Here is a 17,303-nt window from a genome sequence, read left to right as displayed (position 1 = left end):
TGCTGCGTCCTGTCAGCTGGTGGCGGCCGGGGTGGTGGCGGGGGCGCTGGCAGGGACGCCGAGGGCGGCCTGGAGGTTGGCCAGGTTCTGCTTCATGACGGTGAGGTAGTCGTCCTTGGAGGGGTCCTTGACGCCCTCCAGCGGGTCCAGGACGGCGGTCTTGAGGCCGAGGTCCTTGGCGACGGTGTCGGCGAGCTTGGGGCTGACCAGGGTCTCGAAGAAGATCGTGGTGACGCCGTTGTCCTTGGCGGCCTTCTGCACCTCGGCGAGGCGGGCCGGGGTGGGCTCGGACTCCGGGTCGACACCGTTGATGGCGACCTGGGTGAGGCCGTAGTGGTCGGCGAGGTAGCCGAAGGCGGCGTGGCTGGTGACGAAGGTCTTGGTCTTGACGTCCTTCAGCCCGTTCTGGAAGTCCTGGTCCAGGGCCGTGAGCCTGGTGAGCAGCTCGTCGGTGTTCTTCCTGTAGTCCTCGGCGTGGGACGGGTCGGCCTTGGCGAACTCGTCGCCGACGCTCTTGGCGATCGCGGCGTAGCGGGACGGGTCGAGCCAGATGTGCGGGTCGCCGGCCGGGCCCTTGGCCTGCTGGCCGCCTTCCGCGGTGCCCTCGTCGAGGTGGTGGTCGACCAGCGGGCTGGCGGCGGTGGCGTCGATCTTGGCCTTGGCGGAGGACTGGGCGACGGCCTGGTCGACGGTGGGCTGCAGGCCCTTGAGGTAGACGATCGCGTCGGCCTTCTGGACGCTCGCGACCTGCTTGGCGGTGAGCTCCAGGTCGTGCGGCTCCACGCCGGGCGCGGTGAGGTCGGTGACCGAGACGTGGTCCTTGCCGATCTGCTGGGCCAGGAACTCCATCGGGTAGAAGGACGCGACGACGTTCAGCTTGCCGTCCGTGCCCTTGGCGCTGCTGCTGCCGCCGCAGGCCGTCAGGACCAGGGAGGCAGTGAGGGCGGTGGCGGCGAGGGCTATGGAGGTGCGGGTCCGGCGTCGAGGCAGTCCGATCATCATGACAATCATTCTCATCTCAATTGGAAATGATTGTCAACTCACTCGGATGGGTGATCGCCAGATGGTGATGGGTGGGGGCTGGCGGACGATGCCGACTTGAACCCCGTACCCATATGGCCGGTAACCTGAGGTATTCGGGTACGTGCAACCAGCCGTGCCCTGACCGTGCCGTACGTACTGAAGAGAGCACTGTGGCCGCCGACAAGATCGACACGATCGTCAGCCTGAGCAAGCGCCGTGGCTTCGTCTACCCCTGCAGCGAGATCTACGGCGGCACGCGTGCCGCCTGGGACTACGGACCGCTGGGTGTCGAGCTCAAGGAGAACATCAAGCGCCAGTGGTGGCGCGCGATGGTCCAGGCCCGTGAGGACGTCGTCGGACTCGACTCGTCGGTCATCCTCGCCCGCGAGGTGTGGGAGGCCTCCGGCCACGTCGCCACCTTCAACGACCCGCTGACCGAGTGCCTCTCCTGCCACAAGCGCCACCGGGCCGACCACCTGGAGGAGAAGTACGAGGCCAAGCACGGCTTCCCGCCGCCGAACGGCCTCAAGGACGTCAACTGCCCCGACTGCGGGACCAAGGGCCAGTTCACCGAGCCCAAGGACTTCTCGGGCATGCTGAAGACCCACCTCGGCGTCACCGAGGAGGCCAGCGGCCTGGCCTACCTGCGCCCGGAGACCGCCCAGGGCATCTTCACCAACTTCAAGGCCGTCCAGACCACCGCGCGCAAGAAGCCGCCGTTCGGCATCGCCCAGGTCGGCAAGAGCTTCCGCAACGAGATCACCCCTGGCAACTTCATCTTCCGCACCCGCGAGTTCGAGCAGATGGAGATGGAGTTCTTCGTCAAGCCGGGCGAGGACGAGCAGTGGCACGAGTACTGGCTCCAGCAGCGCTGGGACTGGTACGTCGGCCTCGGCCTGCGCACCGAGAACATGCGGCTCTTCGAGCACCCGAAGGAGAAGCTCTCCCACTACGCCAAGCGCACGGTGGACATCGAGTACCGCTTCAACTTCGGCGGCTCCGAGTTCTCCGAGCTCGAAGGCATCGCCAACCGCACCGACTACGACCTGACGGTGCACAGCAACGCCTCCGGCCAGGACCTGAGGTACTACGAGCAGGACTCCGGCGAGCGGTACTTCCCGTACGTCATCGAGCCGGCGGCCGGCCTCAACCGCGCCATGCTGGCCTTCCTGATCGACGCCTACTTCGAGGACGAGGCACCCAACGCCAAGGGCGTCATGGAGAAGCGCGTCGGCATGCGGCTCGACCCGCGCCTGGCCCCGGTCAAGGTCGCCGTCCTGCCGCTGTCCCGCAACGCCGACCTCTCCCCGAAGGCCCGCGGCCTGGCCGCCGACCTGCGCACCGCCTGGAACGTCGAGTTCGACGACGCCGGCGCGATCGGCAAGCGCTACCGCCGCCAGGACGAGATCGGCACGCCGTTCTGCGTGACGGTCGACTTCGACACCCTTGAGGACAACGCGGTGACCGTCCGCGACCGCGACAGCATGTCGCAGGAGCGCGTGTCGCTTGACCAGGTGAAGGCCTACCTGGGCGCGCGCCTCATCGGCTGCTGAGTCCGGCTTTTCGGGAGCCCCCGTTCGCCCCTGGTGGGGCGGGGCGGGGGCTCCCTGCTGTTCCCGACGGCGGCCCCTCGCGGGCTCCCTCCCCTTGTCGCCGTCTTACCGCCGTCCCCAGCGGGAGCGCGGGGCGGTGGGCGGGGCGGTCGGCAGTCCGGCGGTGCGGAGGGCGGCGAGGGTGGTGCGGTGACGGGTCCCGTCGGCCAGCAGGGCGGCCAGCAGCCGGCCGTAGAGGTCCGGGGTGCCGTCCAGGGCCGCGGCCAGGCGGACCAGTTCGACGGGCGGGCGCAGGGCGGCCAGCTCGTTCAGCAGGAGGGTGGCGAGCGCAGGGGGCAGCCCGGTGGCGAGGGCGGCGAGGTCGGCGGTGGGGCGGCCGGCGGCCTGGCGCAGCAGGGTGCGGACGTCGGCGGGGCGGTCGTGCTGCTGGAGGCAGGCGGCGAGGGAGGTCAGCTCGGAGGTCGGGGCGGAGCCCCACTCCCAGAGCAGGGTCGCGGCGTCGGCGTGCTGCCCGGCCCGCTCCAGCGCGGCGAGGAGGCCGGGGACGGCGGCCGCCGGGTATTCCCAGAAGGCGTGGAACAGCTCGGCGGCCTCCTCCGCCAGCCCCAGTTCGCGCAGCTCGGCCAGCATGGCGACGGCGTGGTCGGGGGCGCCTCGGGCGGCCGTCCGGGCGAGATGGAGCGAGGCGCCGGTCGGGCCGCGCCGGGAGAGCATGCCGACCAGCAGCGCGGCGTCGGCGGGGGCGAGGCGGGCGGCGGCCTGGTTCAGCAGCTCCTCGGCCTCGGGGGAGGCACCGGTGCGGTGGAGGGTGGTGATCCGCTCGGTGATGCCGCCGAGGTCGGGCCGGGTGGGCGGTGGAGGCGGTGGTGGGGCCTGCCTCGGTTGGGGCTCCGGTTCCTCTTGGGGGTGCTGCCATTGTCTGAGGCGGAGCTCCAACTCCTCCAGCTGGTCGCTCAGTTGGAGGCAGCGGGCGCCCAGGCCCTCGCGCAGGGTGCGCGCCTGGGCGAGTTGCCGCAGCAGGTCCCCGTCCGGGCGGTGGCGGCCCGGGGTCGCGCGTATCGCCTCGTTCAGCCGCCGTTCGCGCTGGCTCGCGTAGCGGCTGGCGCGGAGTAACTCGTCCAATTCCGCGCGGAGTTCGGCGGCCTGTTGCTCGCCCTCCGGCGGTTGGCCTGCGGATTCTTCCGTCGACCGCATGCGCATGATCGCCCCAACCTGTCCATCCAGACCCTGACTGCGGGACATCCTGGCGTCGCTATGTGGCGGGGGAGTTAAGAGCGCACGACCAGTCGTGTCCGAGTGGTGTCAAGGAGCGCGCAGAGGGCGGTCGTTGCGAGAAGTGCGCCGGTCGCGCTCCGCAGGAGGGGCGCCTCGTCGTACGGGCCGGGGGTGATCCTCGCCACGGCGTAGCCGATCGCCGCGCCCGCGCCCGCGACCGTCGCCGCCCCGTCCGGCAACGGGGCGACCGGAACCGGGGCGACCAGCAACGGGACGACCGGCAACGGGACGACCGGCCTCACTGCGCCAGCCGAGCCCGCGCCTCCATCAGTGCGAAGCCGAGCAGGTTCAACCCCCGCCACTCCAGGGGGCGTTCGGCGCGGATGTCGTCCGCGGCGAGCCCGATGCCCCAGATCCGGTCCAGCGGGCTGGCCTCGACCAGGACGCGGCCGCCGGTGCCCAGCAGGTAGTCGCGCAGCGCCTCGTCCTGGCTGAACTTCGCGACGTTGCCCTCGACGACCAGCTCGAACCGGCCCGCCGTCCACTTCCGGTCGTCGAAGCCCTTGACCAGCCGGCCCAGCTTCTTGGCCTCGGCGGGTGTGCGGGCCTCCAGGACGCGCTGCTCGATGACCTCGTCCCCGAACATCCGGGCCTTGCCGACCATCATCCAGTGCTCGGCGGACGCGTACGTCACCCCGTCGACGGTGAACCGCCCGGGCCACCACTGGCTCAGGCACTCCTGGCGCGTCCCACCGCCCTTGCGCTGGGTGTGCCCCCAGAACATCACCCACCTGGGCCGCGCCCCGGCGGCCATCAGGGCGGCCAGGTCCTCGCGGTTGCGGACGTCGGCAAGGTCCCCCACATGCTGCTTGCTCATATCGTCATTCTGACACAAAGTCCCGGCGGAGGCCTACCTGGTTTTGAGTCCGGAGCGGGCGAACGCGATGACGTCCGGCAAGTCGGGGATCTTCCGGGTCCTACGGTCCCCGGTGGAGGATTCTGAACACCTCCGGCGGCAGCTGGGCGGCAGCTCATGGGTCGCCGGAGCCGGATCCGACACCGAAACAGAAGGGGGATCGTGATGGTGGGCCAGCGCTACCAGGTGCGGGCGATCGGCCGGGTGGAGTCGCCGCTGACGGACCGGGCGGGCGCCCCCAAGCAGGGTGACGAGGGCGCGCCCGACGCCTGGCTGGTGTTCGACTCGTCGGTTGTGCGGGGACTGCGGGACCCGGCGGTCGGGCAGGAGGTGCTGCTGCTGACCTGGTTCCACCGGGCCGACCGCGAGGTGCTCGCCGTCCACCCGCGCGGGGATCTCTCCCGACCGGAGGTCGGGCGCCGCTGCGCTCTTCAGCCGGTCATGGTTCCGCGCTCGGCAGCCGCGACCAACTCCAGGAAGTGCAGGCCGAGTTCGGTGACCTCCTCGGCCGTCCAGTCCTGCGCAGGGCCGTTGAGGCTCACCTCGGCGAGGGCGAGGCCGGGGGCGGCGTCGGTCCACTCCGGGACGAACCAGATCCGCTCCTGCTCGGCGAGGGCGAGGACGGCGGCGTTCAGGGCCTTCGCGGGGTGGGGCAACCAGAGCTGGAACTCGTGGGTGGGCGGCACCTCCGGGTGGAGGCGGGCGCCGGGGAGCGCGGCCAGGGCCGGGATGAGGGTCTTGGCGTGGGCGGTGTAGCCGGGCAGCTGGGGGAGCACGGTGTCCAGGCCGGAGAGCGCGGCGAGGGCGGCGGGCCACTGCTGGTAGAGCTGGCCGCCGTAGCGGTGGCGCCAGGTCCGGGCGTAGGCGGTGAACGCCTTGCCCCCGGCGAGAGCGGCGCCGCTGATGCCGCCGAGGTCCTTGTAGTAGGACACGTAGACGCTGTCGGCGAGGGCGGCGATCTCGTCGAGCCGCTTGCCGAAGTGGACGGTGGTGTTCCAGAGGCGGGCGCCGTCGAAGTGCACCCGGGCGCCGGTTTCGCGGGCGGCGGCGACCAGTTCGGTCAGTTCGTCCCAGGTGGGGAGGAGGAAGCCCGGGTCTCGCAGCGGGAGTTCGACCACCAGGGTGCCGAAGGGCTCGCCGAGCGCGCGCAGCTCCTCGGGGGTCGGCTGGCGCTGCTCGGTGGTGGGCCAGAGGCCGCGCAGGCCGGTCAGCTGGGTGTGGGCGTGGCGCTCGTGCCGCTCGATGTGGGAGAGCGGATGGAGGGCGACGGCCCGGTTGTTGAGCTGCTCCGCGTGGTAGCGCAGGGCCACCTGCTGGGCCATGGTGCCGGTGGGGAAGAAGACCGCGTCCTCCTTGCCCAGAAGGACGGCGGTGCGTTCTTCGAGATCCTCGACGGGACCACCGTTCCCGTAGACGTCGGGGTAGAGGCCCGGGTCGACGGCGTCGGCGAGGGCGGTGAGCCGCTCGTGGATGGTGGCCGGGCGGCTGCCGGAGAAGAAGCGCTTGCTGCCTCGACGGGCCGCGCGCAGACGCCCCCAGTCGATCTGATCATCGGTCATCCGACGATTGTCGGACTGGCAGGGAGGTCAGACCAACGGATTTAAGGAGCGGCGGACCGCCGTCACCCGACAGATCGCGTTCCGGAACTGTCGGGCCGTCCCTCCGCCCGCTCTCCTAACGTGAACCTCGCCAGGCCCCCGAACCGGGGCCCGACGAAGGAGAACGCCTATGACCGCAGACGCCGCACACACCATCCTCACCCTCGCCGAGTTCGCCGAGGCTGCGGCCACCCGCTCCGGGTCCCCGCGCGTCGACGTCGGCGGCAGACCCCTCGGCCGCGTGCCGACGCCGACGCCCTGACCTCAGTCCTGCCGCGCCAGCCCGAGCCGCACCGCCCGCTCGACCGGCGAGTACGCTCCGTCGGCCCGGTCGAGCTCCAGCGGAGCCGCCGAGTCCAGCGGAGGCTGAGCGATGAACCGCGCCTGGGTGCCCCGGTTGGGCTGCGCGGCGTGGACCAGGAACGGGTGGCAGAGGTAGACGTCCCCGGCGCGCCCGGTGGCGAAGGCCACCTCGAGGTCGGGGGCGTCGAGACGGCCCGCCGCGTCCATGGACCGGCACAGCTCCATGAAGTCGAGCCCGCGCTCGCCGGCCGGCTCCAGGAACGCCGGGACGTCCAGGTGCGAGCCGACCTTGATCCGGGTCGGCCCGTGGTCGGCGTCGACATCCGAGAACAGGAACAGCATCAGCAACGACCGTTCCCGCGAGAAGAGGTTGAGCCAGTAGCCCTCCTCCCCCTCGGGCGTGTAACTGGCGTCCACGTGCCAGCCGGTGTCACCCGGGTCCTCGGGGCGCGGGAATCGGATCGGGAACGTCCCGAGCCCGGTCCTCGGCCGCCACCGCCCGGGGCCGACCAGCTGGTCGAACGCGCCGTGCAGCCGCTCGGTCGTGGCGGCACGCTGGAACGGCTCGTTCGCGTAGCCCCAGAGCCGCACGACCGGCTGGGTCCAGGTGGCGGGGTCGTTCTCGTCCAATCCGGTCTCGCGCCACAGGAACGCCCGGCACTCCTCGGCCAGCTCGCGGGGGAAGGCCTCCTCCAGCCGGACGAACCCGTCCGTCACGAACCGCTCTATCTGGTCTGCCGTCAGAACATCATGCATGTCTTGGAACTCTCGATCGCCGTGCGGGGGATTCCCGCCGACGAGCTAACCGGATCACCCGCACCGCCCGCCAATACGTTCCCCCGGGGACGCCATAGGCGCCACCCGATAACCGCTGATGGGAAGCCCGTGAACGACCTGTCCGGAATCGAGTTCCGGCACCTGAGGTACTTCGCCGCCGTCGCCGAGGCCGGCACGGTCACCGAGGCCGCACGTCGGCTCCACATCACCCAGCCCAGCCTGAGCCAGCAGATCCGCGCACTCGAACGCCGGGTCGCCGCACCGCTGTTCCACCGCGGCCCGGTCGGCATGTCCCTCACCGCCGCGGGGCAGACGCTCCTGGAAGGCGCCAACCGCGCACTCGGCGAGTTGCACGCCGCCATGACCTCGGCGCGCGGGGCCGCGCTGCCGGCCCGGATCGGCGTCTGCCACGGCCTGCCGCAGGAGATTCTGGCGACGGCCGAGGGACTCGTCACCCGGGACCGGCCGCTCCACCTCGGCTACCACGCGGTCGACTCCCACGACCAGGCCGACCGGCTGCGCACCGGCAAACTCGACTTCGGCATCCTGCGCGGTCCGGTCGACGAGACCGGTCTCACCACCCGCGTCCTCGCCGACCAGCCGCTCGGCGTCGTCGTCGGCCGCGCCCACCCACTGGCCGACCGCACGTCCGTCACCTGGACGGAGCTCGAAGGCCAACGCCTGCTCTGGTTCCCGGAATCCGCCGCATCGGGCTACGCCGCCACCGTCCTGGCCCATCTCTCCGCCCACGGCTGGACACCGCGCACGACCCCCGGCGACCACGACCACAGCAGCCACACCCTGTTCCGCCACGCCCTCCTCGGCGACGACACCGTCATCGCGCTCCGCCCGGCCGCCGCCGTGGCCGACGATCCGGCCCTCACCTGGCTTCCCCTCAGCTCCTACCCGCCCCGCGAACGCCTTCTCCTCGCCGCACCGACCGCGACGATCTGGAGCCGCCTGCTGGCCTGAGCCGGTCCGGGGGCAGCGTCTTCCCCGAGGTGGGCGCCGGCGCTGAATGACACTGCTGAGCGTGGAGTCGACGAGCAGGGTCACCGCGCCGGAGGGTCGGTCATGACTCGCCGATGTTCCACTCCGGCGCAGTCAGCAAGACGGCATGTTCGATCGATTCGCCGACCATGTTGAGGAGTTGTGGAGCAGGAGTCGAAACGTTTGGGAGGTTCCTTCAAATGCGCAGGCGTGACTACGAAAGTGACCCTGATGCCCCGAAGCCCAACAGCCTGGTTCCGGCAGCCTCCGTCGTCGCGGTCGACGACCTCGGTCGTGTTCTCCTCCAGCGCCGCACTGACAACGGCGGCCGACTCCGCACCTCCGACGAGTCCTTCGAGGTCGGCAGGTTCACCTCCGACGAGGTCGACGCGCTCCCGATGGTCCCCAGCATCCGCAAGCGCGTCGTCGACTGGCGCAGCGGCCGCATGCCCGTCGTTCGTCAGGGGCGTTCCCAGGAAGTTCCCAGGAGGAGGCAACCGAACGACAGTTCTCGGAAGTCTCTCCTGTGACCGGGTATGCGGGCCCGGCGGGCACAGGAACCGGCACTGGACGCGATGAACCTGACGGGCACTCCCTTTCTCATCCTCACGATCGTTCTGTTCGTGGGCTCCCTCGCTCTGGCCATGGCGCAGTGGCTGGGCACAGCAGCTCCCTTCAGGCGGGCGCGAACCCCGCAACGGCGGCGCAGGCCGCTGCGGGTGCTCTCGTACCTCGGCACGGTGCTGCTCTGCCAGTTCACCGCCGTGGCCATGGTCTTCGTGATCGTCAACAACGAGAACCAGCTCTACGACAGCTGGGGCGACCTGCTGGGGACCTCCAGCCACGTCCGGGCCGTGCCCGTGCCTCCTAAGGACGAGGGGCTGGCCGGGGACCAGGCCGTCGCCACCGGCCCGTCCGGCTCCGCCGCGCCCAAGGTGCCGCAGGCCTTCCACGCGCCCGACTCGAACGCCGTGCCCAGGAGCGTGAAGCAGGCCGACCTCAAGGGCCGGCTCTCCGGCGTCGACGGGGAGGTCCTGGTCTGGACGCCGCCGCAGTACGACGATCCCGCCTACAAGGACAAGACCTTTCCGGTGGTCGAACTGCTCGTCGGATTCCCCGGATCCTCCAGCGCCTGGTTCGGCGAGTCCATGGACGCGATCGGGCAGCTCGAACCGCTGATGAAGTCCGGGCAGGTCACGCCGTTCATCCTGGTCTCGCCGCGCGTCACCCTCCTCGGCAACACCGACACCGGGTGCGCCGACATCCCGGGCAAGGTGAACGCCGACACCTGGCTCTCACGGGACGTCCCGCAGATGATCGTGGACAACTTCCGGGCGGACACCACCCCGGACCGCTGGGCCCTGTCCGGCTACTCGGCCGGCGCCCACTGCGCCCTGCGCCTCGCGCTCTCCCACCCGAACCGGTACCGTGCCGCGATCAGCATGTCCGGCTACAACAACCCGGCCGGCGAGCCGAGTTCGCTGACCGGCAAGGACCCGAAGCTGCGCGAGACCTCCAACCCGCTCTACATCCTCACCCACGCCCCGACGCCACCGAACGTCGCGCTCTACGTGACCGGCAGGCGGGGCGACGGGCTGGAGGACGCGACCGCCCTCCAGCAGGCGGCGAAGAGCCCGACCACTGTCACACCGTTCGAGACCGCCGGTGCGCACCTGACGTCGACGTGGAAGCCGCTGGTCGTCCCGACCTTCAAGTGGCTGACCGGGATCATCCCGCCGCGCTGACCCGGCCAGCGCGGCCATGGCGGTCGTGAACGCGGCCGCGTCGGCGGGGTCAGCGTGCCACCGGAGCTTCACGGTCCCGGCGATCGAGGCGGGATCGAAGCTGTGACGCGGATCACAGAAGAAAGGGTGACACTCTGTTGTCGCGGACACCCGCGACCATCGACTCATGACGATCACCGACGAGGACTGCCTCTCCGCGACCCTGGCCTTCAACGAGCAGTTCGAGGCCGCCGCCGCCTTCCTCCCTCCGCGCGGGCAGGCGCCCGACGCGGCCACCATTGCGAACCTGCGCCGCAACCGGCTCGGCGGCGACACGCCCCCGGTGCGACTCCCACAGGGCCAGGACCGCGTCCTCCCGTCCGGGGTGAAGGTCCGGACGTTCGTGCCGGAGTGCGTCGACGGCGTGTACCTGCACATCCATGGCGGCGGCTGGGCGTTCGGCTCGGCCGACGGGCAGGACGAGAAGCTCTGGGGCCTGGCAACCGAAGCCCGGCTGGCGGTGGTGAGCGTCGACTACCGCCTCGCCCCGGAGCATCCCTTCCCCGCCGGGCCCGACGACTGCGAGGCTGCCGCCCGCTGGCTGGTGGACCACGCCGAGGCCGAGTTCGGCACCCGGCGGCTGTTGATCGGCGGCGAGTCGGCAGGCGCTCACCTGAGCGTCCTGACCCTGCTGCGGCTGCGCGACCGGCACGGCAGCGCCGGCGCGTTCCGGGCCGCCCACCTGGCCTTCGGTCCGTACGACCTGTCGATGACGCCGAGCCAGCGGCTGTTCGGCTCCCGGCGCCTGCTGAGCAACTCGGATTCGCTGCGCGGCAGTTACGAGCTCTTCACGCCGGGGATGACTCCGGACCGGCGCCGCGACCCGGAGGTCTCGCCGCTGTACGCCGACCTGACCGGCATGCCGCCGGCGCGGATCGTGGTCGACACCGAGGACCCGCTGCTGGACGACTCGCTGTTCCTGGCCCAGCGGTGGCAGACGGCCGGGGCGCCCGTCCAACTCGCCGTCGTCGCAGGGGCGATGCACGGCTTCACCCTGTTCCCGCTGGCCGTCACCGCACGCGAGCAGCAGCGGGAGCGGGACTTCCTGGCCGACGCGGGACGGTAGCGTCGGCCGCATGAACCGCACCCCTCGGCTCTACGCGCTGGTGGAAGAGCTGCGCGCGGCGGCGCCGCGATCACTGACGGTCGCCGCGCTCGCCGCGCGGTTCGAGGTGAGCGCGCGCACCGTGCAGCGGGACCTCCAGGCGCTGATGGAGTCGGGCGTCCCGGTGCGCGCCACCACCGGGCGGGGCGGGGGCTGGTCGATCGACCAGGCGATGACCCTGCCGCCGATCCGCCTCACCCCCGAGGAGGCCTCGGCGCTGGTCGCCGCGCTCGCCGCGGCCGACACCTCGGCCCCGTACGCCGGCGCGGTCCGTACGGCCTCCCAGAAGATCGCCGCCGCGATGACCGGCCCCGCCTCGACGGCGGCCCAGGAACTCGCCGCCCGGATCGTCGCACTGCCGACCAGGACCGCGGAGTCCGTCCGCACCGCGGTGGAACGGGCCCTCGCCGAGGGCGCCGTGCTGCGGCTGTCCTACGTCGACGCGGCCGGGCAGGAGAGCGACCGCGCGGTGGAACCGGCCGGACTCCTCACCGCCGACGGCAAGTGGTACCTCATCGCCTGGTGCCGCACCCGCCAGGCCGGCCGGGGCTTCCGGCTCGACCGCATCGCGGCCGCGGCCCCGACCGGCGAGCCGGCGCCGCCCCACGACCTGGCCGCCCTGCTGAACGGCTCGGCCGCCGCCGGCGCGGTCCGGCCCGCCGCGCTGGCTCCGCTGGCGCCCTGAGGGGCGCCGGTCTCGCCTGATCCCGGCGGCCTCGCTGGGCTTCGCGCTGCCGGTGCTGATCGCCTACCAGCTGGTGTTCGGCTTCTGTGTGATGGTGTGGGCCGTCAGCTCGGTGACCCTGCGGCAGCTGCTCTCCCCGCCGGAGCAACTCGGCCGGGTGCTCGGGCTCTCGCGCTCGATGGGCCAGCTCGTCATACCGGTCGGCGCACTGCTGGGTGGCACCCTGGCCGACGCGTCGGCACCGCCGGGGCGCTGACCGTCTCCGCCTCGATCGCCCTGACCGGCACCCTCGTGGTCGTGACGACCCGGCCCGCAGCCGTGCTGCCCGAGGCGATCCGGACGTGACCACGCGTAAGGGTCAACCTCGTTAGCACCAAAGGGGTTTCGTGACCCGCTCGGTCGAGCACACCCGCTGGAGGACACAACAGGTCGAGCGAGGCCGAGACGAGGGAGCGCCCATGAGCAGCCCCACCCGTCGCGACGTCCTGCGCTGGGGAGCCGCCGCCCTCCCGGCCGTCAGCGGGCTCCTCCTGCCCGTAACGGCCCGCGCCGCCACCGCCGTTGACCCGTCCGCCTGGATGTCCTCCCTGGCCGACCCGACCCCGCTGACCGCCCTCACCATCCCCGGCACCCACGACTCCTGCTGCACCGACCCCTGGCACGGCACCGAGTGGTCCCACACCCAGAACTGGGGCCTGCCCGAGCAACTCCAGCGCGGCATCCGCTTCCTGGACATCCGCTGCAACGGCCTGGCCGGCACCACCGACGAACTCGGCATCTACCACAGCGATGCCTACCAGTACCTGCGCCTCCAGGACGTCCTCGACCAGTGCCGCGCCTTCCTCGCCACGCGCCCCGGCGAGGCCGTCGTCATGCGGATCAGGAACGAGTACGCGGGCGGAAACCGGCTCGAAGCCCCCGAGTTCCAGCGCCGGATCAACCACTATCTGGACGATCTCGGCTACCGCCCGCTGTTCTGGACCAACCCCTGGTGGCCCACCCTCGGCCAGGCCCGCGGCCGTATCGTCCTCGCCGCCGACTTCGCCAACCCCTGGTCGGTCATCCAGTGGTCCAGCGCCACCAACCCCTGGTTCACCACCCAGGACACCTTCCAGGGCATCAGCCTCGCCGCCAAGTCCCAGGCCGTCATCGACTGGTTCGACCGCGCCTCCGGCGACCAGGCCTCCCCGCGGATGTACGTCAACTTCACCAGCTACGCCAACGGCGGCTGGCCCAAGGTCAACGCCGACGCCATCCTCCCACCCATCCGCGACTACCTCGCCGCCCGCCGCCAACAGCCCACTCACCTCGGCATCGTCCCGATGGACTTCCCGGACTTCCACGCCGACGTGCTGCAGCTGCTCCTCGACAGGAACTTCACCGCCCACTGACCGTCCGGGCGGTAGCCTCCGGCCATGGCTGCCTCCGCTCCGCTGACCCTGCCCACCCGCTACGACGGCGACCCCGAGCGCGTCGCGCTCGTCATCCCCGGCGCCGGCTACTCGCCCGCCCGGCCACTGCTGCACTTCGCCCGAGCCGTCCTGCTTCGGCACGGCTGGACGGTCCAGGAGCTGTGGTGGCAAATCCCGGACGGATTCCCCGACTTCGCGATGGACGAGCGGATCGCCTGGGTGGAGCGGCAGGTCGCCGGGGCCGTCGACGCCGAGCAGGGCGCCTGCCGGCTGCTGGTCGGCAAGTCCCTCGGCTCCTTCGCCGGTGGCCTCGCCGCCGACCGGGTGCTCCCGGCGGCCTGGCTGACGCCCGTCCTCACCCTCGACCACGTGGCCCGAGCGCTCGGCCGGGCCCAGGCGCCGACCCTCCTCGTCGGCGGGAGCGCCGACAAGCTGTGGGACCGCGGGATCGCCGACTCGACCGGGCACGAGGTGCTGGAACTGCCGGGCGCCGACCACGGTTTGGAACACGACGACGACCCGCTCGCCTCGGTCGACGCCCTGCGGCAGGTCGTCGAACGGCTGGACCGCTTCATCGGCTCGCTGGCCACCCACTGAGCCCCGGGCCTCCCGGAAGGCCCGGGGCGAGGAGGCGCAGGGCGTCGTGGCCGGGGAGCGCGTCGTGCGGCGATTGCGAGCACCGTGCGGCGATTTCACACGAACGAGCGTCACCGCCGTCCGGGAAGCCCGGGCCGTCGGGTGGCTGCCGTCACCGCCAGGGCGAGCGCCAGCAGGACCAGGGCCGACCAGGGCAGCGTGGCCGGTCCGGCGTGGTCGAGGAGGGGGCCGCCGGCGAAGGCTGCGGCGGCGATGCCGAGGTTCCAGCAGGTGACCAGGAGGGACTGGGCGAGGTCGGCGGCCGGGCCGGCGGCGTCGGGCGGTGACGGCGCGGTACGGGGAGCAGGTGCTGGGCTCGGCGCTGGTGCGGGGCCTGGTCGGCGGCTGGCTCGACGGACTCGATCGTCAGGGGAAACAAGGGGAAAGCAAGCGGGGAGCAAGCGGGGGGCATGAGGGGAGCAAGAGGGGAGCAAGCGGGGAAACGAGAACGGCCTCGCGATCGGCGGAGAACCGATCGCGGGGCCGTGAGCCGTCGCCCGGGCCCCGCGGGGCCCGCCGGGCTCAGCCGATGGTGCGGGGGAGGCGGGTGGTCAGGTACAGGATGGTGAAGGAGCCGACCAGCTGGATGCCCAGGCACAGGGCGAGCGCCCGGTCCATGCCGAGGGTGGGGGCGAGGGACAGGTAGAGCGTGCCGAGGGTGGCGACGCCGAGGGCGAGGCTGGACTGCTGGCTGGTGGCGAGGACGCCGCTGCCGACGCCGGCCCGGGCGGCGGGGACCTTGGAGAGGACGACCCGGAACAGCGGGGTGCCGATCAGGCCCTGCCCGACGCCGGCGAGGGCGACGCCGGGGGCCATCCGCAGCGGGGAGAAGTGCGACCAGTCGGCGAGGATGGTCAGCGCGAGGGTGGCGAGGCCGACGGCCTGGATGACGGCGCCGGCGCTGAGCACCCGGCTGCCCCAGCGGCCGATCAGGCGCGGGCCGGACAGCGAGGCGCAGAAATAGCCGACGGCCATCGGGACGAGCGCCCAGCCGGCCGCGACCACACCGAGGTGGAGGCCCTGCTGGATGGCGACCGCGATGTTGAACATGAAGCCGCCGAAGCCCGCGAAGTAGGGGAGCGCGATGCCGAGGCCGCGCCGCATCTCGGGGATCCGCAGCAGGGTCGGTGGCACCAGCGGGGTGTCCCCGCGCTGCTCGGCGCGGCGCTCGACCAGGGCGAAGGCGACGGCCAGCACCGGGAACAGGGCGAGCAGCAGCCAGGACCAGAGCGGCCAGCCGGCCGCGCGGCCCTCCATCAGCGGGATGAGCAGGGCCAGCAGGGTGGCGGTGAGCAGGACGGTGCCGGGCACGTCGACCCGGGCGGCCTGGGTGGCCTTGCTCTCGGGCACGTACCGGACGGCCAGCACCACGGCGAGCAGCGCGAACGGCACGTTCACCAGGAAGACCGAGCGCCAGCCGGTGCCGAACAGGTCGGCGGCGACCAGCATCCCGCCGAGCACCTGCCCGATCACCACGGATATCCCGCCGACGGCTCCGTAGATGCTGAGCGCGCGGCCGCGCCGGGCGCCGTCGGTGGCGGCGGTGATGGTGCCGAGCACCTGGGGGATCAGCAGCGCGGACGAGGCGCCCTGGGCGGCCCGGGCGGCGACCAGCGACCACGCGTCGGGGGCGAGGCCGCAGGCCAGCGAGGTGAGCGCGAAGGCGGCGGCGCCGGCGACGAAGAGCCGGCGGCGGCCGAAGATGTCGCCGAGCCGCCCGCCGAGCACGAGCAGGACGGCGAAGGCGATGCCGTAGCCGGCTGCGACCAGCTCCAGGACGGCGGGTCCGGCGGCCAGGTCCTTGTCGATGGTGGGCAGGGCGACGTTGACGATGAAGAAGTCGAGCATCGGGAGGAAGGCCCCGAGCAGGACGGTGACCAGTCCGGCGGTGCCGAGGGAGGGCCCTGCGGTGCCTGACGACGAGGTGTGGGGGGCGGCTGTGGGGGCGGTCCGGTTCGAGGCCGGGGCGACGGCGAGTGGTTGAGTCACGGGTCATACGATCCGCCTCGCCGTACCCTGGTACCAGAGTGTGGTTATCCAGGTATAAGAAGTACCTGGCAACAGGATGCGGACTGCCGCATGCTGGGACCATGAGCCTGATGACCCCCGTTGCGCAAGCCCGTCCCGGCTCGACCGCGCCGCACCGCAGCACCTCCGGCGACGCCCGCCGGCACGACCTGGCGGCGTTCCTGCGCAGCCGCCGGGAGCGCATCGCACCCGAACAGGTGGGCCTGCCGATGACCGGCCGCCGACGCACCCCGGGGCTGCGCCGGGAGGAGGTCGCGCAGCTCGCCGCCGTGGGGGTGACCTGGTACACGTGGCTGGAGCAGGGCCGGGACATCCAGGTGTCCACCCAGGTGCTGGACGCGGTGGCCCGGGCGCTGCTGCTGGACCCGAGCGAGCGGGCGCACCTGTTCACCCTGGCCGGCGCGGAGGACCCGGCGCCGATCCAGGACTGCCCCTCGGTCACGCCGAGCGTGCGGCTGGTGCTGGAGCAGCTGGCGCCGTACCCGGCCGTGGTGCTCAACTCCCGCTACGACGTGCTGGCGTACAACGCGCAGTACACCGGCTTCGTCGGCAGGCTGGAGGAGCTGCCGCCCGAGGACCGGAACCTGATGTGGCTGGCCTTCACCGACTCGCACTTCCGCGAGGTGCTGATCGACTACCGGACCGAACGCCTCGGCATGGTGGCCCGGTTCCGCGCGGCGATGGCCGACCACCCCGCCGAGCCGACCTGGAAGGCACTGCTGGCCCGGGTGCGCAAGGCGTCGCCGGACTTCGAGGAGGAGTGGCAGCGGCACGAGGTGATGCGGCCGGGCAACGGGATCAAGCGCTTCCAGGTGCCGGGCATCGGCCTGCTGCGCTGCGAGTACACCAACTTCTGGCTCAGCCCCCGGCTCGGGACCCGCATGATCAGCTACACCCCGCTGGACGAGGAGACCCGCGCGCTGATGGACCGGCTGCCGACGAGCCTCTAGGCCCGCCGCCCGCCGGCCGCGTATCGCCTCCCGCCCGAGCAGCAGGCACACCGCCGCCAGCGGCAGTTCGACGCAGAACGCCATCACCAGCGCGGCCAGCACCGCGTGCCCCGGCCCGGCGAAGGTGATGTCCACCAGCGCGTCCCCGGCGAGCAGCAGGGCCACCGCCGCGCCCGCCCACAGCGCGGCGGGGCTGCGCCGGAGCAGCAGCGCGTCCAGTGACAGCAGGCCGGCGAACTCCAGCAGGTCGAGCACCACCCACGGGGTCTCGTGGTTGACAGCCAGGATCATCAGCCAGGGCAGCAGCGCGACGGCCGCCAGCCGCGGC

Annotated in this window: 17 protein-coding genes; 11 read left to right on the top strand and 6 right to left on the bottom strand. The window is 72.1% G+C overall.

Features of this window, described 5'->3' with window-relative positions; all coding sequences use genetic code 11:
* Positions 1–12: 12 nt before the first annotated feature.
* Entirely contained in the window at positions 13–1,002 is a 990-nt protein-coding gene (locus tag ACZ3UD_RS24845; protein ID WP_465591686.1) for a metal ABC transporter substrate-binding protein, read from the bottom strand.
* Positions 1,003–1,193: 191 nt separating this feature from the next.
* Here ACZ3UD_RS24845 and ACZ3UD_RS24840 point away from each other — a divergent pair, with 191 nt between their 5' ends.
* Positions 1,194–2,576, top strand: a complete 1,383-nt coding sequence (locus tag ACZ3UD_RS24840) for a glycine--tRNA ligase (RefSeq protein ID WP_465591683.1) — start codon at positions 1,194–1,196, stop codon at positions 2,574–2,576.
* A gap of 105 nt (positions 2,577–2,681) precedes the next feature.
* On the opposite strand, the gene ACZ3UD_RS24835 is transcribed toward ACZ3UD_RS24840, so the two are convergent.
* The 3 genes from ACZ3UD_RS24835 to ACZ3UD_RS24825 all read right to left on the bottom strand — a co-directional run bounded on the left by ACZ3UD_RS24835 (position 2,682) and on the right by ACZ3UD_RS24825 (position 6,266).
* On the bottom strand, positions 2,682–3,770 hold the full coding sequence (locus ACZ3UD_RS24835; RefSeq protein WP_465591680.1) for a hypothetical protein: 1,089 nt from the start codon (positions 3,768–3,770) through the stop codon (positions 2,682–2,684).
* A 319-nt stretch (positions 3,771–4,089) separates the two neighbouring features.
* The gene (locus ACZ3UD_RS24830) at positions 4,090–4,668 is read right to left on the bottom strand and encodes an NADAR family protein (protein WP_465591678.1); all 579 of its coding nucleotides are present in this window, start codon (positions 4,666–4,668) and stop codon (positions 4,090–4,092) included.
* Positions 4,669–5,138: 470 nt separating this feature from the next.
* Positions 5,139–6,266, bottom strand: coding sequence for a threonine aldolase family protein (locus ACZ3UD_RS24825; RefSeq protein ID WP_465591675.1), 1,128 nt, complete (start codon positions 6,264–6,266; stop codon positions 5,139–5,141).
* Between the two features lie 169 nt (positions 6,267–6,435).
* On the opposite strand from ACZ3UD_RS24825, the gene ACZ3UD_RS24820 reads away from it, so the two are divergent.
* A complete protein-coding gene (locus ACZ3UD_RS24820; protein ID WP_465591672.1) occupies positions 6,436–6,567 on the top strand; it encodes a hypothetical protein in 132 nt (43 codons plus the stop codon).
* A gap of 2 nt (positions 6,568–6,569) precedes the next feature.
* Here the strand turns inward: ACZ3UD_RS24820 and ACZ3UD_RS24815 are convergent, their stop codons facing one another.
* On the bottom strand, positions 6,570–7,364 hold the full coding sequence (locus ACZ3UD_RS24815; RefSeq protein ID WP_465591670.1) for a phytanoyl-CoA dioxygenase family protein: 795 nt from the start codon (positions 7,362–7,364) through the stop codon (positions 6,570–6,572).
* Positions 7,365–7,493: 129 nt separating this feature from the next.
* On the opposite strand from ACZ3UD_RS24815, the gene ACZ3UD_RS24810 reads away from it, so the two are divergent.
* The 8 genes from ACZ3UD_RS24810 (at position 7,494) to ACZ3UD_RS24775 (ending at position 13,958) form a co-directional block, all read left to right on the top strand.
* Entirely contained in the window at positions 7,494–8,357 is an 864-nt protein-coding gene (locus ACZ3UD_RS24810; RefSeq protein ID WP_465591667.1) for a LysR family transcriptional regulator, read from the top strand.
* A gap of 218 nt (positions 8,358–8,575) precedes the next feature.
* Complete coding sequence (locus ACZ3UD_RS24805; protein WP_465591664.1) at positions 8,576–8,905, top strand: hypothetical protein; 330 nt, start codon at positions 8,576–8,578, stop codon at positions 8,903–8,905.
* Between the two features lie 93 nt (positions 8,906–8,998).
* On the top strand, positions 8,999–10,120 hold the full coding sequence (locus tag ACZ3UD_RS24800; RefSeq protein ID WP_465591661.1) for an alpha/beta hydrolase: 1,122 nt from the start codon (positions 8,999–9,001) through the stop codon (positions 10,118–10,120).
* 166 nt (positions 10,121–10,286) lie between these two features.
* Positions 10,287–11,225 (top strand): alpha/beta hydrolase, encoded by a 939-nt coding sequence (locus ACZ3UD_RS24795; RefSeq protein WP_465591658.1) that lies wholly within the window; start codon positions 10,287–10,289, stop codon positions 11,223–11,225.
* 10 nt (positions 11,226–11,235) lie between these two features.
* On the top strand, positions 11,236–11,949 hold the full coding sequence (locus ACZ3UD_RS24790) for a helix-turn-helix transcriptional regulator (RefSeq protein WP_465591655.1): 714 nt from the start codon (positions 11,236–11,238) through the stop codon (positions 11,947–11,949).
* A 52-nt stretch (positions 11,950–12,001) separates the two neighbouring features.
* Positions 12,002–12,205, top strand: a complete 204-nt coding sequence (locus ACZ3UD_RS24785) for a hypothetical protein (RefSeq protein ID WP_465591651.1) — start codon at positions 12,002–12,004, stop codon at positions 12,203–12,205.
* A 202-nt stretch (positions 12,206–12,407) separates the two neighbouring features.
* Positions 12,408–13,340 carry a phosphatidylinositol-specific phospholipase C gene (locus ACZ3UD_RS24780; protein WP_465591648.1) on the top strand — a complete coding sequence of 311 codons (933 nt, stop codon included), beginning with the start codon at positions 12,408–12,410 and terminating at the stop codon, positions 13,338–13,340.
* A 24-nt stretch (positions 13,341–13,364) separates the two neighbouring features.
* Positions 13,365–13,958: an alpha/beta fold hydrolase gene (locus ACZ3UD_RS24775; protein WP_465591645.1), complete on the top strand. Its 594-nt coding sequence runs from the start codon at positions 13,365–13,367 to the stop codon at positions 13,956–13,958.
* Positions 13,959–14,519: 561 nt separating this feature from the next.
* On the opposite strand, the gene ACZ3UD_RS24770 is transcribed toward ACZ3UD_RS24775, so the two are convergent.
* Positions 14,520–15,986: an MFS transporter gene (locus ACZ3UD_RS24770; protein WP_465591642.1), complete on the bottom strand. Its 1,467-nt coding sequence runs from the start codon at positions 15,984–15,986 to the stop codon at positions 14,520–14,522.
* A 110-nt stretch (positions 15,987–16,096) separates the two neighbouring features.
* Here ACZ3UD_RS24770 and ACZ3UD_RS24765 point away from each other — a divergent pair, with 110 nt between their 5' ends.
* A complete protein-coding gene (locus ACZ3UD_RS24765; RefSeq protein ID WP_465591639.1) occupies positions 16,097–16,975 on the top strand; it encodes a helix-turn-helix transcriptional regulator in 879 nt (292 codons plus the stop codon).
* Positions 16,976–17,303 lie beyond the last annotated feature (328 nt).

This window comes from Kitasatospora sp. NPDC023118 (genome assembly GCF_055560875.1).
Note: the sequence above shows the minus strand (reverse complement) of the source record. Positions and strands in the feature narration are given on the sequence as shown.